Here is a 3,234-nt window from a genome sequence, read left to right on the forward strand (position 1 = left end):
CGGCGCGTCGCCGCGCGCGCCGGCGTGGCGCGGCTGGTTGCGCGGGCGGGGCTCGGTGGGGCGACGGCCTATCTGGACAATCTCCGGATCGCGCTGATCATGCTGGTGATCGCCCACCACGCGGCGCAGGCGTACGGTCCGGCCGACTGGTGGTACGTCGAGGACCAGGCGGGCAGCGGGGCGCTCGCCGCCTTCACCACCCTCAACGGCACCTTCTTCATGAGCCTGTTCTTCTTCGTCTCCGCCTGCTTCGTCCCCGCCTCGGTGGACCGGCGGGGCAGCTGGGCGTTCGTCCGGGGGCGGCTGCGCCGGCTCGGCATCCCGTTCCTGGCGGGGACCGTCACGCTCATCCCGGTGCTGCTGTACGTCTACTACCTGGTGTACCGCGACCAGCCGGCGCTGGGCTTCCCGCAGTACTACGCGGATGTCTTCCTGGGGCTGGGTGAGCAGCCGGCCGACTGGGCCGGGCCGATCTGGCCCGACCTCCAGTTCGGACACCTGTGGTTCATCCAGAACCTGCTGGTCTACTGCCTGCTGTACGTGCTGGCCCGCGCGACCGGCGACGCGGTGCGGCGGCTGCGGCCCCGCGCGGCCCTGCGCACCCCCCGGGTCCCCGGGCACCGGGCACTGGTCCTCTTCACCCTCGCCGTCGCGGCGGCCACCTTCGTGCTGCGCCTGTGGTATGCGCTGGACACGTGGGTGCCGGTGGCGGAGTTCATCCAGACCGAACCGGCCCGGCTGGCCCAGTACGCGGCGTTCTTCGCGGCCGGCATCCTCGCCCACCGGCACGGCTGGCTGACCGCGCTCCCGGCCCGTACCGGCTACCTGTGGCTCGCGGGCGGCGTGGCGGGCGCGGTGGTGCTGTTCGCGGCCGGCGGCACCGGGGCGTTCTGGTACGGCACGGGCGGGGCGACCGTACCGGCCGCGCTGTGGGCGGTCTACGAGACGTTCCTGTGCACGGCGCTGTGCCTGGGCCTGCTGACGCTGTTCCGGGAGCGGCTGAACGGTGAGGGCCCGGTGCTGGCCTCGCTGGCCGGGTCGGCGTTCACCGTGTACATCGTCCACCTGCCGATCGTGGTGGCCCTCCAGTTCGCGCTCTCCCCGCTGGACCCGGCGCCGCTGACCGCGTGGGTGGTGGTGACGGCGGCCGCTATCGCGCTGAGCTTCCCGCTGGCCGCCTGGCTGCGCCGGCTGCCGGGCTTCCGCGCGGTGCTCTGACGGCGACGGCGGCGGCGACGGCCAGCAGGGCGAGACCGGCCAGCGGGTAGCCGGCGGCGAGCAGTTGCTGGCCGGCCGAGAGGTCCAGCTCGGGCCGGGTCTCGTCGTGCGGCAGCAGCCAGCTGACGTAACTGCAGAACAGCAGCGTGGCGCCCGCGGCGGCCAGCCACCACGGACGCGCGCGCCGTCCCCGGCCGCGCGCCTCGGCCCCGAGCAGCAGCACCGCGGGAACCGCCCACACCCAGTGGTGGGACCAGGACACCGGACTCACCAGCAGCGCCGTCACGGCACAGGCGACCACCGCCCAGGCCCGCCGCCCGGCCAGCAGGGCGGCGACGGCGACGGCGAGCCCGGCACAGCAGACGGCGGCCACCAGCGGCAGCCACCAGGCAGGGAGTTCACCGGTGTGCAGCAGCCGGGCGAGGACGCCGCGCAGCGACTGATTGGCCGACGCCTCGGGCGCCCCCACCCGGTCCTCGGCCAGTACCAGGCCGGTCCAGTACCGCCAGGACTCGGCGGGCAGGACGAGCGCGCCGAGGGCGACGGTGCCGGCGAAGGCCGCCCAGGCCCGGCCGGCGAGCGGCAGGAGCGCGCTGTCCCGGCGCCGGACGCAGGCGATCACACCGGCGACGGTGCACAGCACGGCGAAGATCGCGGGGGTGAGCTTGATCCCGATGGCGATCCCGGTCGCCACCCCGGCGAACCGGTGGTGGGCGGGCCGGGTCAGATCCCACAGCACCAGCACGGCGAGCAGCAGATTGATCTGCCCGTAGCGGACGGTGGCCCACACCGGCTCGCACCACACGGCGACGGCGGCGACGGCGAGCGGGGCGGCCCACCGCCAGTGGGCGGCGGGCCGGATGCCGGTGAGGCGCAGCGAGAGCTGGGCGAGGAGGATGACCAGGCCGAAGTTGAGGACGCACACCAGCACTCGCATGGCGTCGACGCCGAGCAGCGTGAGCGGGACGAACAGCAGCGCGGCGAACGGCGGATAGGTGGCCTGGAGGGCGTGCCGGCTCACGGCCAGGTCGTACAGGTCCTCCCCGGTCCGTACCGCCCATCCCTCGGCCCGGTAGACGTCGAGATCCCCGAGCGGCAGGCCGAGCGCCACCTGGGCGAGCGCGCAGCCGGTGAACGACAGGGCCCAGAGCCCGAGTACGAGCCAGGGCCCGCCACGGCGCAGCCGCCGGGCCTGCCCCCGCACCCCGCCGTCCGCGACCGTCACCACGCGCGCCACCCTAGGGCGGCCGGCGGCCGAGGGGACGAACCGCCGCAGACCGCCCCGGCCGACCACTCTTTTGCCGCATGCGCCGTGGGCAGCGGCGGCCGGGGTTCCCGTGCCCCTTCCGGTGGTCACGGGGCGCGAGGCGGGCGGCGGTGCCGGGTTCACTACCGGATGGGGCGGGGCGGGCGCCAGCCGGGTGGGGATGTGTGTGCTCGGCGAAGGTTCTTCATCGGAACGTCCCGCAGCCTGCCCGTTTTTGACCGCCAGTGGCATATTACTGCGATTTTCGCCGCCGCTCCGGCGCGATGATGGTGATTACGTCTGGTAGTGCTGGCGTCTCGTACGGTTGAACAGGTAGCGTCCAGGCACGCGAAGGGGCCCGGTAGGCGACCAACCAGCCCGGGCTCCCCTTCGACTTGGTGAACCCACGAATCAAGGAGAACGATGTCTCCCGACCGTGTACCTCCGGCCTCGGTGCTCCCGTTAACGGGCCCGTCCGACCGGCGTGGTGACCGTAGCATTCCGCAGGTCCCCGCCCCCGAAACCACCCCTCACGGGGAAACCCTCGTCATGGTGCCCGCCACCGCGCTCATCGCCCTGGCCGTGCTCCCGCTGGCGCCCTTCCTCGGCGGAGGCGGCCTCCTCGGTCCGCTGGCCGCCCTGATCGCGGCGGCCGCCTCCCGGAGCCACGGGCTGCGCTACCACCGCGTCCGCGTCGGCTGATCCGGACACCGGCGGGCCCGCGGGGCGCACCGTCCACGGCGCGCCCCGGGCCCGTCCGGCCCGGGCGC

3 protein-coding genes are annotated in these 3,234 nt (G+C 74.4%); 2 read left to right on the forward strand and 1 reads right to left on the reverse strand.

What is annotated here, in order from left to right; all coding sequences use genetic code 11:
• Positions 1-24: 24 nt before the first annotated feature.
• Positions 25-1,218, forward strand: coding sequence for an acyltransferase family protein (locus ACFV5N_RS23095; RefSeq protein ID WP_385603051.1), 1,194 nt, complete (start codon positions 25-27; stop codon positions 1,216-1,218).
• Here ACFV5N_RS23095 and ACFV5N_RS23100 read toward each other — a convergent pair.
• Positions 1,151-2,446 carry a glycosyltransferase 87 family protein gene (locus tag ACFV5N_RS23100; RefSeq protein ID WP_385603045.1) on the reverse strand — a complete coding sequence of 432 codons (1,296 nt, stop codon included), beginning with the start codon at positions 2,444-2,446 and terminating at the stop codon, positions 1,151-1,153. The two genes, ACFV5N_RS23095 and ACFV5N_RS23100, sit on opposite strands and share 68 nt — an antisense overlap.
• 567 nt (positions 2,447-3,013) lie before the next feature.
• Here ACFV5N_RS23100 and ACFV5N_RS23105 point away from each other — a divergent pair.
• Entirely contained in the window at positions 3,014-3,166 is a 153-nt protein-coding gene (locus ACFV5N_RS23105; protein ID WP_385603048.1) for a hypothetical protein, read from the forward strand.
• The last annotated feature ends 68 nt before the right edge of the window (positions 3,167-3,234 follow it).

This window comes from Streptomyces sp. NPDC059853, from assembly GCF_042731495.1.
GTDB lineage: Bacteria > Actinomycetota > Actinomycetes > Streptomycetales > Streptomycetaceae > Streptomyces.

Coding starts and splice junctions, on each gene's coding strand:
- ACFV5N_RS23105 (WP_385603048.1), top strand. CDS start 3,014: ATGGTGCCCGCCACCGCGCTCATCGCCCTGGCCGTGCTCCCGCTGGCG.